This is a genomic window from Enterobacter chuandaensis, from assembly GCF_039718975.1.
GTDB classification, from domain to species: domain Bacteria; phylum Pseudomonadota; class Gammaproteobacteria; order Enterobacterales; family Enterobacteriaceae; genus Enterobacter; species Enterobacter chuandaensis.
The window spans coordinates 4,378,492-4,392,547 of the sequence record NZ_CP097173.1 but is presented as its reverse complement, the minus strand read 5'-3'; the positions used below and the strand labels follow the sequence as shown (position 1 = coordinate 4,392,547).

The window sequence follows — 14,056 nt, the reverse complement described above, 5'->3', positions numbered from 1 at the left end:
CATCCCAACAACAGGACATCTGAAATGAAGTCAGAGCAGGTTATCCAGCGGCTGAGCACTACGCCTGAGGCAAGTATTGAGAACTTGCAGGAGCATCGCTACTGGCTGCAATGTGAGCGCGCGTATACCTGGCAGCCGATCTACCGAACGGATGGTCGACTGATGGCAATTGAAATTTTGACCGTCGTCACGCACCCGTCAAATCCTTCCCAGCGTATCGCGCCGGATCGCTATTTTGCCGAAGTTGCTGTTCGCCAGCGTCTGGACGTGCTGGAAGAGCAGATCCGTATGCTGGCGACGAAACAGGCTTTTTTCGAGCAGCATACTCTCCTCGCCTCGGTTAACGTTGATGGCCCGACTCTGCTGGCGCTGCGTCAGAACGCGAAGCTGCAGGAGCTGATCGCCACCCTGCCGTGGCTGCGCTTTGAACTGGTGGAGCATGTCCGCCTGCCGCAGGACTCCTCCTTTGCGTCGATGTGTGAATTTGGCCCGCTGTGGCTGGATGACTTTGGCACCGGTATGGCGAACTTCTCGGCCCTCAGCGAAGTGCGTTATGACTACATCAAGGTAGCCCGCGATCTGTTCATCATGCTGCGCCAGACCCCGGAAGGGCGGAATCTGTTTACGCTGTTATTACAGCTGATGAACCGCTATTGCCAGGGCGTGATTGTTGAAGGCGTGGAAACGCTGGAAGAGTGGCGTGATGTGCAAAACTCTCCCGCAGCGGCGGCGCAAGGCTATTTCCTCTCTCGCCCCGTGCCGATGGATCTCCTCGAAAGCGTCAGAACGACCCTCTGATAACCCCGTTTCCCTTTGTCTGGACTATAGTTTTACAGGACAGGTCATCAGGAAAGGGGATAACAATGACAAAAACAACCAGGGTAATTTCCTGGACTACAGGGATTTTCTTGTTGTTGATCGCGATCGTCGTTGTCATTATTGCGACGTTTGACTGGAACCGCCTTAAGCCGACCATCAACCAGAAAGTCTCCACTGAGCTAAACCGTCCCTTCGCCATTCGCGGCGATCTGGGTGTGGTATGGGAGCGTCAGAAAGAGGAGACCGGCTGGCGAAGCTGGATCCCCTGGCCCCACGTCCACGCCGACGACATTATTCTCGGCAACCCGCCGGATATCCCCGAAGTGACCATGGTGCATTTGCCGCGCGTGGAAGCCACGCTGGCGCCGTTAGCGCTCCTGACCAAGACCGTCTATTTACCGTGGATCAAACTTCAGCAACCCGATGCGCGCCTGATCCGACTCTCTGAAAAAAACAATAACTGGACGTTTAACCTTGCCAGCGACGGCGAAAAAGATCCGAATGCCCAGCCCTCATCATGGTCATTCCGACTCGACAATATTCTTTTCGATCGCGGGCGGATCGCCATCGACGATAAGGTCAGCAAGGCGGACGTGGAGATCCAGGTCGATCCGCTGGGCAAACCGCTGCCGTTTAGCGAAGTCACGGGCAACAAGGAGAAAGGCGATAACACCAAAGCGGGTGATTATGTCTTCGGCCTGACGGCAAAAGGGCGCTACAACGGTCAGCCGCTGACCGGGAAAGGGAAAATCGGCGGCATGCTGGCGCTCCGGAGCGAAGGCACGCCGTTCCCGGTGCAGGCGGATTTCCGCTCGGGGAATACGCGCGTGGCGTTTGTGGGGACGGTTAACGACCCGATGAACATGGGGGGCGTCGACCTCCAGCTCAAGTTCGCCGGTGACTCGCTGGGTGAGCTGTATGAACTGACCGGCGTACTGCTGCCGGATACCCCGCCGTTCGAAACGGATGGACATCTGGTGGCCAAAATCGATACCGAAAAATCGTCCGTTTTTGACTACCGGGATTTCAATGGCCGCATCGGCGACAGTGACATCCACGGCACACTGACCTACACCACCGGCAAACCACGGCCAAAACTGGAAGGGGATGTCGAGTCTCGCCAGCTTCGTCTGGCCGATCTGGGCCCGCTGATTGGCGTGGATTCCGGCAAAGGCACTAAATCAAAAGAGGTGAAAAAAGACGTTCAGCCTGCGGGAAAAGTACTGCCTTACGATCGCTTTGAAACCGATAAGTGGGACGTGATGGATGCAGATGTGCGCTTCAAAGGACGCAAGATTGAGCATGGCAGCACGCTGCCGCTGAGCGATCTCTCGACGCATATCATCCTGAAAAATGCCGACCTGCGCCTGCAGCCGCTGAAGTTTGGCATGGCGGGCGGGACGATTTCCTCCAACATTCACCTGGAAGGCGATAAGAAGCCGATGCAGGGACGGGCGGAGATCCAGGCCCGTCGATTGAAGCTGAAAGAGCTAATGCCGAACGTGGAGCTGATGCAGAAGACCCTCGGTGAAATGAACGGCGACGCGGATATTCGCGGGGTGGGGAATTCCGTGGCGGCATTGCTGGGCAGCGGCAACGGTAACCTGAAACTGTTGATGAACGACGGTCTGGTCAGCCGCAACCTGATGGAGATCCTGGGGCTGAACGTCGGTAACTTTATCATCGGGCAAATCTTTGGTGATGACGAGGTGCGGGTGAACTGCGCAGCGGCGAACCTGGATCTGGTGAACGGCGTGGCGCGTCCGCAGATATTTGCCTTCGACACGGAAAACGCGGTGATTAACGTGACCGGTACCGCCAGCATGGCCTCGGAGCAGCTGGATTTGACCATCGATCCGGAAAGTAAGGGGATTCGTATTATCACCCTGCGCTCGCCGCTTTACGTGCGCGGGACCTTTAAAAATCCGCAGGCGGGCGTCAAGCCAGGGCCGCTGATTGCGCGCGGTGCAGTAGCGGCAGCGCTTGCCACACTGGTGACGCCCGCTGCGGCGCTGCTGGCGCTGATTTCGCCGTCAGAAGGCGAGGCGAATCAGTGCCGGAATATTTTGTCGCAGATGAAGAAATAGCTCCCTTTCTCCCTCTCCCTGTGGGAGAGGGAGCCCCAGTAATTTCTCTACACGAAGCGATGAATTTTACTTCAGGAAAATGAAAGACTTGCAGCGACGCCCTGGTCCGGCTGTAAATCGCTGAGGCGTTTCCTGCAGGCCGGGGCGAGGCGCAGGGATGCGCCGAGAGGGCGGGCTTTACATGGACGTTACCTCCGCCCGTCCCCGATAAGCCGGAAGGAATTAGCCGAAGGCACCGCGAAGCGGCGATTTACCGCCGGGAGCCCGGGTCGCCAGGGCGGCGGCGATTGAGCCGCCCTGGCACGTTCACCGGTACAGGAATCACAGAGTAGCAAGGAATATAAAGTGAACGGAATGACCACTGCTGCCGTATGTTCCCCTCACCCTAACCCTCTCCCCAAAAGGGAGAGGGGATAATTCGCTGCTCGCATTAATTTGTGGGGATCCCTCAGCCCTGTGGGAGAGGGTCGGGATGAGGGCATCAGGCCGCAATAAATTACAGCGCCTGATGCTTAGTCTCATGGGTCAGCAGCAGCGCAATCAGCGTCAGCGCCGCCATGGCCGCCAGATAAACGCCCACGTAGAACAGACCATAATTTGCCTGCAGCCAGGTGGCGATATACGGTGCCACGGACGCACCCAGAATAGACGAGACGTTATAGGAGAACGACGCGCCGGTATAACGCACTTCCGTCGGGAACAGCTCCGGCAGCAGCGCGCCCATCGGGCCGAAGGTCAGCCCCATCAGGCTCAGACCAATCAGCAGGTACGCCATCACCAGCCCCGGACTACCTGAACCCAGCAGCGGCGGGAAGACGAACAGCGCGAACAGAATAATCAGCGTGGTGATCGTAATCATGCTCGCGCGACGGCCAAACTTATCTGCCAGCAGGCCGGCAATCGGTACCATCACGCCAAACCCAATCACCGCCATCATCAGCATCCACAGCACCTCGTTACGCGGCAGACCCAGCCCAACCGGCGCGGCGGCGGTACTGTAGGTCATGGAATAGACCGTCATGATGTAGAACAGCGTGTAGGTCGCCAGCATGATAAACGTGCCCAGCACGGTCACGCGCACGTGTTTGGTCAGCAGGGTACCCAGCGGCACTTTGACCTGTTTTTTCGCCGCGGCCACTTTTGCGAACACCGGCGTTTCATGCAGGGAAACACGCACATACAGGCCAATCAGCACCAGCACCGCTGAGAACACAAACGGAATGCGCCAGCCCCAGTTCATGAACTGCTCGTCGGTCAGCAGCCAGGAGAGCAACAGGAAGGTCCCGTTGGCAAAGAAAAAGCCAATCGGCGCGCCAAGCTGCGGGAATGAACCGTACAGCGCGCGTTTACGCGGCGGGGCGTTCTCGGTCGCCAGCAGCGCCGCACCACCCCATTCACCGCCCAGCCCCAGACCCTGCCCAAAACGCGCCAGCGCCAGCAGGACCGGCGCCAGAATGCCGATGGTTTCATAGGTCGGCAGCAGGCCGATCGCCACGGTGGAGATCCCCATCGTCAGCAGCGAAGCCACCAGAGTGACCTTACGGCCAATACGATCGCCAAAGTGTCCAAACAGCGCAGATCCAATCGGACGCGCCACAAACGCGATAGCAAAAGTCGCCAGAGACTGTAGCGTTGCCGCCGTCGGGTCGCCCTGCGGGAAGAAAATATGCGGGAAAACGATGACCGCTGCGGTGGCGTAAATGTAAAAGTCGAAGAACTCAATGGCGGTGCCAATCAGCGATGCGACGACAACTTTATTGCGCGAGTTGACCGGGACGTTTTCCGCACCGGAGTCGAGTGTTGTGGCTGTTGCTTGCATAATATTTTCTTATTTTTTGTCGAACGAAAGGCCATATTACGCACAGCAAAAGCGACATTTCAATCTGTAACAAGGCCGCGTTCTGGTGATAAAAGCAACAAAAAGCGAATAATGTTCAGACCAGCCGAAATGCTTCCATGAAATGCTTCACAGTTTTTAAATATTGGTTGATTAAACTGGTTTTAGGTTAAATAAAAGTTACGGACTGGATTTATATGCTGAAATGATGAGTCGGGCTGAAATATCAGCCCGAGAGCGGAGTTAGCGGTGTGTTTTACCGGGCATTCGCGTATCGCCTTTGTACTCGGCGGTGGCAATCCACGCCGCGCAGAACAGGGTCAGGCGGGCGAAGAAGTAGAAGAAGGCCATCAGCCCCAGCACCGAGCCAAACGCCGCGCCGGACGGGGATTTCACCAGCGACGGCAGCGTGTAGGTCATCACGATTTTAATCACTTCAAAGCCTATCGCCGCAATCAGCGTGCCGCGAAGCAGCGCCTTCTTGCGCGGACGATGGCGGGGCAGACGCCAGAAAATCCAGAAGAACAGCAGGTAGTTGGCGAAGATAGAGATCGCCAGCCCAATACCGCGCCAGGCGGGCTTCAGCCATTCGATGTAATCAAGATAGAGCGCCGAGATAATCATCTGCTGTGCGGAACCGGCAACAGAGGTGATCGAGAGCGTCACGACCAGCGCGACGAGCAGACCAATCAGCGAAATAAAATCACGGAAATACTTAACCCAAATTTTCTCCTGATCCTGAGGCGTGCGCTCCCACACGTCGCGCGACTGGGCGCGAATGGCCTCGCGCAGGTTGCCCATCCAGTTGACGCCGGAGTAAAGGGCGATCAGCAGACCGACGATCCCGACCGTGGTACGCTGCTGAACGGCGGTATTAATCGTGCTTTTAAGCGTGGTGGCGAGGGTCGGATCACTGACGTTATTCAGGATCTTATTGAAGATATCCTGCAGCAGCGTCGGGTGCGACGCGAGTACAAAACCGGCCGCCGCAAACGACACCATCAGAATGGGGATCATCGACAGGAACGAAAAATAGGTGATAGCGGCACCAAACTGGTTCCCCATGCGGTCATTAAAGCGCTCGGTCGCGCGTATCAGATGCGCCACCATGGGAAACTGCTGAATTCTTTCTGCCAGGCTGGTGACGGTACCCAGCGCCTTGCTGGCGGTACCGGGGGCTTTAGCCTCTTCTGGCTCGGTTTCCATCTTCTTGATGGGGTCATACTCTAAATGTTGGGTGGGTCGTTGCGGGTTATTTTCCGGCGTCACGCGTCTTTTCCTTTTTCGTTTGGCTGGATGTTACTGAATTATAGCTTGCGACTAGTCCACGTAAGCTTTTGTGAGTTCGGTTAGCCACTCCATAAACAGATGTACCCGGCGGGAGAGGTTTCGCCGGTGGGGGTAAATCAGGGAGACAGGCATCGGTTCCGCACGATACTGCGGGAGGATCTCGACCAGCTTCTTCGCGCGCAGTAAATCACGCACCCCAACGCGCGGTGCCTGAATAATGCCCAGCCCGGCGAGGCAGGCGGCCTGGTAAGTTTCGGTGCTGTTGACGGTTAACACGCCGCCCGTTTTTATCCACTGCGTTGCACTGCCGTTATAAAACTCAAAGCCCTGAGGGCGGCTTCCTAACATCGCGGCGTAATGAATCACGGCGTGCGAGCCCAAATCGTCCAGCGTGTCGGGGTAGCCAAAGCGCGCCAGGTAGTCCGGGCTGGCACAGTTAATCACCGACAGCTTGCCCAGTGGACGGGCAATCAGCCCCGAGTCCTTCAGGGAACCCACGCGGACGACGCAATCAAACCCTTCACGGATCACATCCACCAGTCGATCGCTGCTGCTGAGCTCCAGCTCGATACCAGGATATTGCTGTAAAAACGCAGGCAGTTTGGGGATGACGACATTTCGCGCAACGCCGACGGGCATATCCACGCGTAGCCTTCCGCTGATGCTGGAGGGATCGTGCTGAAACATGCCGTCCAGCTCATCCAGGTTCGCCAGCAGATCTTTTGCCCGCTCGTAATAGACCATGCCGTCCTGCGTCAGGCTGACGCGGCGCGTGGTGCGGTGCAGTAGCTGGGTGCCAAGCCGGTTTTCCAGGGCCTGGATTTGCCGCGAAACGCTGCCTTTTGGCAGCGTTAATGTCTCTGCCGCACGGGAAAAACTTTCCAGTTCCGCGACGCGAACAAACAGCTGCATTGCGTGAATTTTATCCATAGAGGAAGCTCATTGTTGTTTGCAATGAAACAGTGAAGCGTTTTAGGTCATCTTTATTGATTTTCTATCACCTAATAAGCTCTTTCTCAATCTCCATAACAGCCAAAACGAGGTTTAAGATGACTGAACGTATTGCTTTAGTGACGGGTGGTAGCCGTGGTTTGGGTAAAAACGCTGCGTTAAAGCTGGCAGCAGACGGGACGGGAATTATCCTCACCTACCACCGCAGCCAGCAGGAGGCGCTGGACGTAGTACGCGAAATTCAGGGAAAAGGCGTCAAGGCGGCGGCATTACCGCTCAACGTCGGGGATATTACCAGTTTCGAACATTTTGCCCGACAGCTTCAGGAAATCCTTATGAGCGTCTGGCAACGTGAAACGTTTGACTATTTATTGAACAATGCCGGAACGGGTTTATACGCGCCCTATACCGAAACAACGGAAGCCCAGTTTGATGAGGCGCTGAACATTCACTTCAAAGGACCGTTTTTCCTGACGCAGCGCCTGCTGCCGCTGCTTAACGACGGCGGTCGGATCCTCAACGTCTCCAGCGGACTGGCACGCTTCACCCAGCCGGGCTCGGGGACCTACGCGGCCATGAAAGGGGCGATGGAAGTGCTGACCCGCTATCAGGCGAAAGAGCTGGGCGCGCGCGGGATCGCCGTTAATATCATCGCGCCAGGGGCGATAGAAACCGACTTTGGCGGTGGACGCGTGCGCGACAACGCCGAGCTTAACCACATGCTGGCGTCGCAGACGGCGCTGGGGCGGGTGGGGCTGCCGGACGATATTGGCGATGCCATCGCGGCACTGCTCAGCGATAAGCTCGGCTGGATGAATGCGCAACGTATTGAAGTGTCTGGCGGAATGTTCCTCTGATGTTTTCGCTTAAGGGGAGGGAATCCCTTAAGGAAATCCTTAATGTGAATGTGTCAAAATGCGGGTAAATATAAAAACCACTGGCGGATTTGTAACGTCTCCATTCATTGAGTTTTTTCTTAAATAATGCCTCTGTAGAATCCCCCTTCGCTATTCTCAGAGGGAGAAAAACGATGCGAGTAATCATGTTTGACAGGCAGTCGATATTTATTCATGGAGCGATACACGGTCTGCAAAAGTTGATTCCTGAAATAAATATAACGGGGGCTTGTCAGGCAGACGATTTATGGGCGCAAATATCCGCTTCACCGTCTGCTATCGTCATGATTGATGGCAGTTTAATTCAGGAAGAGGGGTGTTCCTTCCTGGAGGAAATCATGCATCGCTACCCGGCGATACGGGTGATCATGGTGTTGGCAAAAAAAGAGGCCAGATGGGTGGAGCAACTTATGCAGCGAAACGTAATGGCCATTATCCCCCGTAATGCCAACCCCGAGCGGTTTTCCGCCGTGCTGGATTCCGTGTCCCGAGGGATGGTCTGCTTCCCCGGGGAGTGGGTCAACCAACAATCGTCTGCGCAGGCGTTGTTATCCCTGAGCGAACGTCAGCGTGAGGTCCTGAAACTGCTGGCTGCGGGGGAATCAAATAAAGAGATTGGCCGCAATCTCAATATCAGTGCGGCCACGGTGAAAGCACACCTGGAGGCGCTTTTCCGCCGGCTGGAGGTGAAAAACAGAACCCAGGCCGCCATGTATTACACCCGGGCGACGGCCTGAAGCACCGCTTTCGGCAGTGAGGACGTCACGCCGAAACTTAATATCATCAGGACCAGCGCGTCATGCTGCTGCTGGGTTAGTGGACGTACACACATTTCCCGCAGCAGCGTTTCACACAGCTGAATATCTTCCTGAAGCAAATATTCCGCCTGAAGAGGCGTTATAAGGCCGTGAAATTTTTCCCGCTCGCGGATCACATGTCCGTAGCCGATAACCCATAAACCGTTTTCGTCACGATATTTCTCCAGTGAAAGCCCTTGATGGTTCTTAATTAACGCAATGGCGGCAGAAGATATATTCAGCGCATGACCTTTCATATTCGTTTCCTCTTAATGGCGATACTGTAGAGGAATCGGGCCAGGAGAAATATCCGCCAAATGGCTATTGTTCAGAAATTATTATGCAGGTATTCCTGCCGTAATAAGCCAAATAACCAGTCATTCTGCCAGCGCCCGGAAAGGTAATAGCTCTCGCGTAGCTCCCCTTCCAGGCGAAAATGGGCTTTTTCCAGCAGGCGTCTGGAGGCGACATTTCCCGCGGTGACGGTGGCGGTGAGCCGGCGTATACCGCCCTGATGAAAGGCGTAATCACAAAGCGCTTTAAGGGATTCAAAACCGTAACCTTTTCCCTGCGCCTCAGGTGCAAAAAGAAAGCCTACTTCGGCACAATCTTCTTCCCGATGAATATACCCGGTTAAGCCCAGCGGGGTCTGTGAGGCGGCATCACGCACGACCAGACAAAGCCAGTGCGTGCTGCCCGGCGACCAGGGCGTCAGGCGTGAATCAAACGCCTCGCGGATCGCCGCGACGGGGCGGTCTTCCGCCACATATCGCATGACCTCGGGATGCTGCTGCAGTGCCAGAAAAAAGGGCCAGTCTTGCTCCTGCAGGGGTGAGCAGCTCAGGCGTGAGGTCATTAAAACCGGCATTTAAGATTCTCCTGAAACATTTTAAATGATTTTAGGGTTGTCACTTTATTTCAACGGAAAGTCAGGTATGGTTAAGCGCGTATAAATAAAAAGAAAAACGGCCATTAGTGCCCATTCCGGATGTCTTCGTTGTCGCTTAAGGAAAACAATGACTCTCAGCACATCACATCATATTCGCGAACAGTTCGAACACTGTCTGGCGGTCATTCGCCAGGCGTCGGTAGAAATTTTACTTCTTCTGAATGTACATGTTTCTGAGGGAAAAGATCCACGCTGGTTTCTGGAACAGCTGGACAGTGCGCGTTCAGGCCTGGGAGGATGGGGCGCCGTTGCGAAGAAGCTTAACCTGAATGATGCCGAAATGTCGGAATTTACGCTGCAGTTGCGTCTGCTGCAGCAGCGCGTACCGCAATATGAGAGCGGACAGGATGTCAGTGAAAATCAGCTGATTGCGGCAATGCGGTTTGTAACCGCGCTGGAGCATCTTCGTCTGCAGCAGCCACTGCTGACCTACAGCACCGAGCTGGCCCCGGGAAGCGAACTCCAGCAACAGCAGGCGCACAAGCAGGTACGCGCTATCGAGCTGATGATTAAAGGGCTCATCCAGCAGGCCTGGCCCGATCAGGTGCGGCTCAATAATCATCTTAAAACCTTATTTAACGCTGACCGCGTACGACGCTGGCTGAAGCTTGGCGAAATCAACGATGTTCTGAGCGGCATGATGTTTAGTGAACTGGCGCAAATGCTGGTGGATAAAAAAGAGTTCAGCCGCTATTACGCCTCGTTGTTTAACGATCCTTCAATGTTGACGCTTCTGGTAGAGCCGCGCAAAACCCTGCAAACCTTCCTCGACGACATTCGACAAATCCGCAACAGCATCACGGTGCAGAAAACGCTAAGCTCTGCGCAAATTCAGCTGCTGGATAACTACTACACGCAAATCTCCCGACCGGTCCAACGGGCGTTTGAAGAGGGGAGAACGCGCGTCAACCCGGCTGGACTCATGGCAGTGGACGCCAGCGAGCTGCACGCGTTCTGGGAAAAGGCGCAGAAAATGGATCGGGTCACCGGTGGGGATCTGTTTGAAGTTCGCGACACGATTGAAAAGCCGACCCAGCGCGCGCCGCGCACGCCGGAGCAGCGTGAGCAACTTATTTCCGGTGTGTTATGGGGGGCGGTAGGCGTGATGGTGATTGCCATTGTGGCGGGGGGCTTCTGGCTGGTGACCAGCAGCAAACCGCAGCCTGTAGCGGTGGCGGCTACGGTGCAGGCGGCCCCGCCGCAGGAGATGCGCGAGACGCCGTCCTCGCGTGAGACGCTGACGCGCATGGGGGTCACCTGGGACGAGAGTAATTTCCGTTCGGCGATTAACCGCAACGACACCCGCGTGGCGCTGCTCTTTTTGCAGGGCGGGATGGACTGGAAGCTGTCATGGACCGAAGAGGCGATGTCGGCAGACTATGACGACGTGCTGGAACTGATGCTGCGCTACCGGCAGAACATGGTGGAAGAGAAGCCGTGCCGCCGTTTCATCAATACGCTCAGCCACGCCATGTCCAACGGCGAGTCGTTGACGTCAATACGTAAAGAGTATCTGAAAGCGTTCTGCACCGTGCCGGCCGTGGTCAAGCGCCAGAAGCACGATCTTGAGATGGCAACGCGCCGCGCGCAGTCACAGCCGGATGCCACCACGAAAAAATGGCAGTCTATTCAGACCGCCATTTATGAGGTGATTCGATAAAATTTTTCACCCCTCACCCCGGCCCTCTCCCCAAAGGGGTTAGGGTGAGGGGCCAGACCGCGCCCTAACCCCCTCAAGGCTCCCCATACAACCCAATCAAACGTCGCACCACGCCGTTGGTCCAGCCGAAGCCATCCTGCAGCGGATACTCCCCGCCGCCCCCTTCGCGTGGCGTGCTGCTGGCGATGTGGTACTTCTCAATCAGCTTATGGTGCGTCTTGTAGAAGTGGTTCACCGTATGCAGCCAGCTCCAGGCGATTTCATCCCCCAGCGAGTCATTGCCGTACTGCTTAAACCCCTGAATCGCCATCCACTGCAGCGGCGCCCAGCCGTTGGGTTTATCCCACTGCTCGCCGGTTTCGTACTCGGTTGCCAGAATCCCTCCCGGCGTCAGCAGACGCGCTTTTACCGCGTCAGATAAACGTTCTGCCTGCTCATGCGTCGCCATTCCAACATACAGCGGCACAATGCTGGCGGCAGAAAACAGCGCCAACTCCTCGCGCCGCCAGTCGTAATCGCGGTAACAGCCGCTCTCCTCGTCCCACAGGTAGCGGTTCACCGCCGCGCGGCGATCGGTGGCTTTCTGGCGGAACAGCTCAGCCGTCTCTTTATCCCCTTTCGACGCCGAGATATTGGCAATCGCGCTCTCCAGCTTAAACAGAAAGGCGTTCAAATCGATGGGGATAAACTGCGTCGTGCGAATGCTGGCGAGCCGCGCCGGATCGCGCAGCCAGCGGGACGAGTAATCCCAGCCAGACGCTGCACCCGCACGCAGGTCGCGATAGACCTCATTCGGCGGACGGCCTGAGTGGCGGGCGGTTTCCACATCCTCAATCCATGATTCGTCGCGCGGAGTATCGCGGTCGTCCCAGTAGCGGTTCAGCAGCGAGCCGTCCGGCATGCGCACCGCGCCGCGGTAGGCCTGATTAAGCAGCAGCGACTCCGCGCCGTCCATCCAGAAGGCATGCTCCATTTTAAGGTGATCGAGGTAGCGCTTCGCGCCGCGCACCCCGTCCTCTTCAAACAGCTCCACCATCAGGGCAAAAACCGGTGGCTGCGAGCGGCTGAGGTAGTAGGTGCGGTTGCCGTTAGGGATATGGCCGTAGCGCTCGATCAGCCAGGCGAAGTTATCCGCCATGCACTTTAGCAGGTCATTACGGCCGCTCTCCGCCAGCCCCAGCATCGAGAAGTACGAGTCCCAGTAGTAGGTCTCACTGAATCGTCCGCCGGGCACGATATAGGCCTGCGGCAGCGCCAGCAGGGACGACCAGGGGATGTGGTCCTGCGGCTCACGCGTCAGCACGGGCCACAGGCTGTCAATGTGCTCTTTCAGCGACAGGCCAGGGTCGGAAACATATTCCGTGCTGTAGGTTTCAGGCAGCCAGAAGTGGTTCTCCACGAACTGGCGCAGGTCGAAATCCCGGTGTCGTCTGACCTTGCGGTAGCGGATCAGGATATCCAGCGGGTCCATCTTCGGCGCGCAGTCGGGAAAGGTTTTGCTGTCCGCAAACAGCCGCGTCGACTGCACATGCTCGAACAGTTCAAGGTAGCGATCGGCGGGCGTCAGGGCATCGGAGGCGGGTAGCCCCTCGATCATTTCGGGTTCCGGCTCCGCCTCAATCATCTCATCCAGTTTTAACTCGCAGGGATCGGTCTCGTAGCGCAGCTCTTCTGCAATCTCGAATTCGACGTTCTCGGTAGCCTGTAGTTTCTGGTTGAACATGGTGATAAGGACCTCCGGTTGTGTGTTCTGAAGACAGGTTTTTCCGGGCGTCCTATAAGCGTAGACATTCGCTTCGGTGGATGTGGAGGGATATGTGCGGTAGATCACTCTTTTCGGAGCATTCGTTTTGCAACGATTTATGTCATCAAGCCCGAACGAACCGTCGTCCGGGCTGCTTCCGGCGCTCAGTACAGATAATTCCGTTTTGCCAGATCGACCAGGTCCGCCAGTCGGGTGATGTTAAACTTTGCCATGATACGCTGCTTATAGGCGCTGACCTTTTTATTATTTATGTCCAGCATCGAGGCGATAATCTGGTTGCTATAGCCAGCGGAAATATAACGCAAAATACAGATATCAATATGGGACAGGGATAATAATAACGAGGCATCCTGCGGATATCTGGCGTGATGATGCCAAAGCTCAGAGCCGTAGCAATACTTACCGAAAAGGACGTTATTGACGGTTGTGGTTATTTTTTCTAACGAGCTATTTTTATTGATGTAACCTGCTGCGCCAGCCCGCCTGCTTAGCTGGATGTGAAAATCACTGAATGATGAGGACAAAATGAGAACACAAATCTCAGGGTGTGTTTTCCTTATTTTCGCCAGGTAAGAAAATACCTCGGCGCTTTGTTGCAGATGTTCCATGATAATCAGGTCAGCATGTAACGCAGGTAATGCACTGTGCAATTCCTCGATGGCGGGGAATTGTGCCACAACCTCATAATCTTGTTCTGTTAATAAGCCCTTGATACCTGCACGCAGCAGTGGGCTGGAATCCATGAGAATGACTTTTTTACCTGACATTCCTGACTGTCCTGAGTGGGTAACAAAAACATTATTTTCTATCCATCGCTAAAAAAGTGAACCAAGACTTGTCTTTATCTTCGCCATTATTTTCCTCACGCCATCCTGACTGTTCCTGCCCCTTAAATGACTTATAAGACGGGTTTGCGACAGGTCTTATTAAGCCAAAACTTGCCCGCCGGGAAGATAGCGTCAGCCAGGGAGTGTATCCCGTATGGAAGTGCGTCTGGCGCGTTGC

At 55.6% G+C, this 14,056-nt stretch carries 12 protein-coding genes; 5 read left to right on the top strand and 7 right to left on the bottom strand.

From position 1 onward, the window contains the following. The first annotated feature begins 24 nt into the window (after positions 1-24). Positions 25-798 carry a cyclic-guanylate-specific phosphodiesterase gene (pdeH, locus tag MX657_RS21135; RefSeq protein WP_080329110.1) on the top strand — a complete coding sequence of 258 codons (774 nt, stop codon included), beginning with the start codon at positions 25-27 and terminating at the stop codon, positions 796-798. A gap of 65 nt (positions 799-863) precedes the next feature. Then, positions 864-2,906, top strand: coding sequence for an AsmA family protein (locus MX657_RS21130; RefSeq protein ID WP_346806715.1), 2,043 nt, complete (start codon positions 864-866; stop codon positions 2,904-2,906). A gap of 496 nt (positions 2,907-3,402) precedes the next feature. Here MX657_RS21130 and MX657_RS21125 read toward each other — a convergent pair whose 3' ends face one another. The 3 genes from MX657_RS21125 to MX657_RS21115 form a co-directional block, all read right to left on the bottom strand. After that, the gene (locus tag MX657_RS21125) at positions 3,403-4,725 is read right to left on the bottom strand and encodes an MFS transporter (protein ID WP_346806714.1); all 1,323 of its coding nucleotides are present in this window, start codon (positions 4,723-4,725) and stop codon (positions 3,403-3,405) included. 261 nt (positions 4,726-4,986) lie between these two features. Continuing rightward, entirely contained in the window at positions 4,987-6,012 is a 1,026-nt protein-coding gene (gene yhjD, locus MX657_RS21120) for an inner membrane protein YhjD (RefSeq protein WP_080329108.1), read from the bottom strand. A gap of 51 nt (positions 6,013-6,063) precedes the next feature. After that, positions 6,064-6,963 carry a LysR family transcriptional regulator gene (locus MX657_RS21115; RefSeq protein WP_119916287.1) on the bottom strand — a complete coding sequence of 300 codons (900 nt, stop codon included), beginning with the start codon at positions 6,961-6,963 and terminating at the stop codon, positions 6,064-6,066. A 119-nt stretch (positions 6,964-7,082) separates the two neighbouring features. On the opposite strand from MX657_RS21115, the gene MX657_RS21110 reads away from it, so the two are divergent. Both MX657_RS21110 and MX657_RS21105 read left to right on the top strand, forming a co-directional pair. Next, the gene (locus MX657_RS21110) at positions 7,083-7,841 is read left to right on the top strand and encodes an SDR family NAD(P)-dependent oxidoreductase (protein WP_346806711.1); all 759 of its coding nucleotides are present in this window, start codon (positions 7,083-7,085) and stop codon (positions 7,839-7,841) included. 173 nt (positions 7,842-8,014) lie between these two features. Next, positions 8,015-8,617 (top strand): response regulator transcription factor, encoded by a 603-nt coding sequence (locus MX657_RS21105; protein WP_265195423.1) that lies wholly within the window; start codon positions 8,015-8,017, stop codon positions 8,615-8,617. Here the strand turns inward: MX657_RS21105 and MX657_RS21100 are convergent. After that, a complete protein-coding gene (locus MX657_RS21100) occupies positions 8,596-8,934 on the bottom strand; it encodes a lysozyme (RefSeq protein ID WP_346806710.1) in 339 nt (112 codons plus the stop codon). The genes MX657_RS21105 and MX657_RS21100 overlap by 22 nt on opposite strands. Before the next feature lie 71 nt (positions 8,935-9,005). Beyond that, positions 9,006-9,545 (bottom strand): GNAT family N-acetyltransferase, encoded by a 540-nt coding sequence (locus MX657_RS21095; RefSeq protein ID WP_119916290.1) that lies wholly within the window; start codon positions 9,543-9,545, stop codon positions 9,006-9,008. Positions 9,546-9,693: 148 nt separating this feature from the next. Here MX657_RS21095 and MX657_RS21090 point away from each other — a divergent pair, with 148 nt between their 5' ends. Continuing rightward, on the top strand, positions 9,694-11,286 hold the full coding sequence (locus MX657_RS21090; RefSeq protein WP_080329102.1) for an STY4199 family HEPN domain-containing protein: 1,593 nt from the start codon (positions 9,694-9,696) through the stop codon (positions 11,284-11,286). A gap of 73 nt (positions 11,287-11,359) precedes the next feature. Here MX657_RS21090 and MX657_RS21085 read toward each other — a convergent pair whose 3' ends face one another. After that, entirely contained in the window at positions 11,360-13,009 is a 1,650-nt protein-coding gene (locus tag MX657_RS21085) for an alpha,alpha-trehalase (protein ID WP_346806708.1), read from the bottom strand. 185 nt (positions 13,010-13,194) lie between these two features. Next, the gene (locus MX657_RS21080; protein ID WP_346806706.1) at positions 13,195-13,818 is read right to left on the bottom strand and encodes a response regulator transcription factor; all 624 of its coding nucleotides are present in this window, start codon (positions 13,816-13,818) and stop codon (positions 13,195-13,197) included. Positions 13,819-14,056 lie beyond the last annotated feature (238 nt).

What these genes read in the sequence shown, in the direction of transcription:
- MX657_RS21095 (WP_119916290.1), bottom strand. Translation starts at nt 9,545, where the DNA reads ATGCCGGTTTTAATGACCTCACGCCTGAGCTGCTCACCCCTGCAGGAG.
- MX657_RS21085 (WP_346806708.1), bottom strand. Translation starts at nt 13,009, where the DNA reads ATGTTCAACCAGAAACTACAGGCTACCGAGAACGTCGAATTCGAGATT.
- MX657_RS21080 (WP_346806706.1), bottom strand. Translation starts at nt 13,818, where the DNA reads ATGTCAGGTAAAAAAGTCATTCTCATGGATTCCAGCCCACTGCTGCGT.
- MX657_RS21125 (WP_346806714.1), bottom strand. Translation starts at nt 4,725, where the DNA reads ATGCAAGCAACAGCCACAACACTCGACTCCGGTGCGGAAAACGTCCCG.
- pdeH (WP_080329110.1), top strand. Translation starts at nt 25, where the DNA reads ATGAAGTCAGAGCAGGTTATCCAGCGGCTGAGCACTACGCCTGAGGCA.
- MX657_RS21100 (WP_346806710.1), bottom strand. Translation starts at nt 8,934, where the DNA reads ATGAAAGGTCATGCGCTGAATATATCTTCTGCCGCCATTGCGTTAATT.
- MX657_RS21090 (WP_080329102.1), top strand. Translation starts at nt 9,694, where the DNA reads ATGACTCTCAGCACATCACATCATATTCGCGAACAGTTCGAACACTGT.
- MX657_RS21110 (WP_346806711.1), top strand. Translation starts at nt 7,083, where the DNA reads ATGACTGAACGTATTGCTTTAGTGACGGGTGGTAGCCGTGGTTTGGGT.
- MX657_RS21130 (WP_346806715.1), top strand. Translation starts at nt 864, where the DNA reads ATGACAAAAACAACCAGGGTAATTTCCTGGACTACAGGGATTTTCTTG.
- MX657_RS21105 (WP_265195423.1), top strand. Translation starts at nt 8,015, where the DNA reads ATGCGAGTAATCATGTTTGACAGGCAGTCGATATTTATTCATGGAGCG.
- MX657_RS21115 (WP_119916287.1), bottom strand. Translation starts at nt 6,963, where the DNA reads ATGGATAAAATTCACGCAATGCAGCTGTTTGTTCGCGTCGCGGAACTG.